The sequence below is a fragment of the Bacillus sp. LR--39 genome (genome assembly GCF_053613335.1).
The window spans coordinates 1-2,826 of record NZ_JBSIOT010000024.1 but is presented as its reverse complement, the minus strand read 5'-3'; the positions used below and the strand labels follow the sequence as shown (position 1 = coordinate 2,826).

Below are 2,826 nucleotides of genomic sequence, written 5' to 3'. Positions count from 1 at the left end.
CGAATTGGACTTCTACGCGGTCCACATCTACATCAAGCGCTTTGGCTACGCCCATTTTGATGCCGATTGGAACATTACAGAGACCGACGACTTTCTTCAGGTTGGAGTAGCGAAGCAAGGCTTCTGTTACCATGCCGGCAGGGTTTGTGAAGTTAACAAGCCAAGCGTTCGGGCAAAGCTCTTCTATGTCCTTTGCGATCTCAAGGATGACCGGAATTGTGCGCAATCCTTTAAACAGACCTCGCGGGCCGTTTGTTTCCTGGCCTATCACTCCGTATTTTAGCGGAATGCGCTCATCCTTTGCTCTTGCCTGCAAAAGTCCGACGCGGAATTGGGTCGTAACAAAGTCTGCGTCTTTCAGCGCCTTTCTCCGGTCGAGCGTAAGATGAATGTCAATCGGGACGCCAGCTTTTTCAACCATCCGTTTGGCGAGTGTGCCGACAATATTCAGCTTTTCTTCGCCCTCGGGGATATCGACAAGCCATAATTCACGGACAGGCAGCTCATCATACCGTTTAATGAACCCCTCCACTAGCTCGGGCGTATAGCTTGAACCTCCGCCAATCGTTACAATCTTCAATCCTTTTGTCATATGCTTGCTCCCCTTTGCTCGGTGATTTTTTCATATAACTCAATGATCTCTGCAGCCATATCCTTCACTGTCATTGCATTCATTAAATGATCCTGTGCATGAACCATCAGAAGCGTCATTTCCGTCTTTTCTCCGCCCGCTTCATTTTGGATCAGCTCTGTCTGATAATGATGGGCTTTTGACAATTCTTCAGCAGCGTCTTGAAGCTTTTTCCGCGCTTCTTCTGCGTCACCGCTTTTCGCAGCGGCAATGGCCTCCATTGCGGAGCTCCTACCGTTTCCTCCGTGAAGGATGATTTGAAAAATGATTTGTTCCATTTCCTCATTCACACGATTCACTTCCTTTCTCTACAGAGCCGCTTCTTTGTCATCTGATGCTGCAGGCGTTTGGACCAGCTCCAGATCGTTTTCTTCTTTCAGCTTCTGCTTATCCCACATTCTGAAGAATGGATAGTAGACAACAAAGGATACGACGATATTAATGGCTTGCATGACCGCGCCTGAGACTTTTCCTCCTGTCGCCAAGTAGCCTGAAAAGATCGGCGGCATGGTCCACGGCACTGCGATACCCGCCGGTTTTGCGACAAGGCCGGTGCTCATTCCGATGTACGTAAGTGTCACTGTGACAAGCGGTGTGATGATAAACGGAAGTAAGAGCATTGGGTTCATGACGATCGGCATTCCGAATATAATCGGTTCGTTAATATTGAAGATGGCCGGGCCGACCGCAAGCTTCCCGAGCTGCTTCATTTGTTTGCTTCGGGCGCGCAGGAACATCGTGACAACCAGTGCCAATGTGGCGCCGCTTCCGCCGATATTGACCCAGATATCGAAAAATTGCTGGGTGAAAATCTTAGGAAGCTCCTCACCGGCTTGGAATGCGATCCGATTGGCATCCATTGCGCCGTACCAAATCGGTGCCATGACGCCGCCGACAATGTTTGCACCGTGAAGGCCGCAGGCCCATAAAAGCATTTTGACGGCTTCGGCGACAAGGCTTCCTCCAAGGCTTCCTCCCAGAATGGAAAGCGGAGTCCCCAATAAAACGCTTACAATATTATGAAGGCTTTCAAACGGTGTCGCTTCAACAATCAGCCGGGCTGCCCAAATCAGGAAGATGACGGCAAAGCCAGGGATTAACGCGACAAATGACTTGCTTACCGCCCGCGGAACACCGTCCGGCATTTTGAAGACTAAATTGCGCTGGATAATGAGGCGGTAAATCTCTGTGGACACCATTGCGATAATCATGGCGACAAACAGGCCTTTGCTTCCCATGAGCGAAAGCGGAATCCCGCCGCCAACCATGATTTCTTTCGTCGCGCCATCCGGCATAAACGGCACTTGATAAGGTGTTGCTAATAAAAATGCCGCAAGGGAAATGGCTCCGGCCGACAAGGCATCAACGCCGTATTTCTCGGCGAGCCGGTAGGCGATGCCGAACGCGGCGACAAGACCCATAATTTCAAAGGTCGCGTCGACTGGGTAGGCCAGTTTTTCAGACCAGGAGCTGCCAAACGTTTTTGCCATAAACTCAGTGTATCCCGGGATCGGGAGGTTGCCAATGATGAGGAAAAAGGAACCGATGATTATCAGGGGCATCGTGAGGATGATACCATCACGCAGCGCCTGCAAATGACGCTGTCCCGCAATTCTTCCCGCTATAGGCATGACCTTTTCTTCTAAGATCTGATTGACTTTATTCACATAGCCCGCCCCTCTCTATGACACATGTCCAAGCTGTTCAGCTGATTTCAGCACTTCCGCCCCGTTGCACGTGCCATAATGGACGGTATTAATGACGTCTACCGGAACCCCCTTTGACTCTCCTAATTTTTTGAGCTGCGGAAGCATGTAACGGACTTGCGGACCGAGAAGCAATACATCCGCTTTATCGATATGATTTTGTACAGAATCGCCTGAAACTGCCCAAATGGTATAGTCTTTTCCCTGTTCCTGCGCACTCTTTTCCATCTTGCTCACCAGTAAACTAGTAGACATGCCTGCTGCACAAACGAGTAATATATTCATGTAAAAGACCCCCTAGAGTTTGATCAATTTTGTAATGTCCTGCTGTTGCTATCATCATATTATGAAATCGCTTTCATAAACACTCAGGGTTTTTCCGCAGGCAACGGAAAAAAGGTATATACAGTCTGTCAGCTCAGCATTTTTTGGTCAAACACATCCGAAAGCTCTTGATATGAACGGCATTTGATCAGCTGGTTCACCGCC

At 49.3% G+C, this 2,826-nt stretch carries 4 protein-coding genes and 1 pseudogene; all 5 read right to left on the bottom strand.

Annotated elements, in window-relative coordinates:
* Window positions 1-592 (bottom strand): annotated as a pseudogene (licH, locus tag ACWHAR_RS19660) (6-phospho-beta-glucosidase LicH); the annotation flags it as partial.
* Window positions 589-921 (bottom strand): PTS lichenan transporter subunit IIA, encoded by a 333-nt coding sequence (gene licA, locus ACWHAR_RS19655; protein WP_003227313.1) that lies wholly within the window; start codon window positions 919-921, stop codon window positions 589-591. The gene licA and the pseudogene licH, both read right to left, overlap by 4 nt.
* 18 nt (window positions 922-939) lie before the next feature.
* The gene (licC, locus tag ACWHAR_RS19650) at window positions 940-2,298 is read right to left on the bottom strand and encodes a PTS lichenan transporter subunit IIC (RefSeq protein ID WP_242304465.1); all 1,359 of its coding nucleotides are present in this window, start codon (window positions 2,296-2,298) and stop codon (window positions 940-942) included.
* Window positions 2,299-2,313: 15 nt separating this feature from the next.
* Complete coding sequence (gene licB / locus ACWHAR_RS19645; RefSeq protein WP_003218755.1) at window positions 2,314-2,622, bottom strand: PTS lichenan transporter subunit IIB; 309 nt, start codon at window positions 2,620-2,622, stop codon at window positions 2,314-2,316.
* A gap of 128 nt (window positions 2,623-2,750) precedes the next feature.
* The coding region (locus tag ACWHAR_RS19640; protein WP_452087585.1) for a hypothetical protein at window positions 2,751-2,826 on the bottom strand (76 nt) is incomplete at its 5' end.

Coding starts and splice junctions, on each gene's coding strand:
- licB (WP_003218755.1), bottom strand. CDS start 2,622: ATGAATATATTACTCGTTTGTGCAGCAGGCATGTCTACTAGTTTACTG.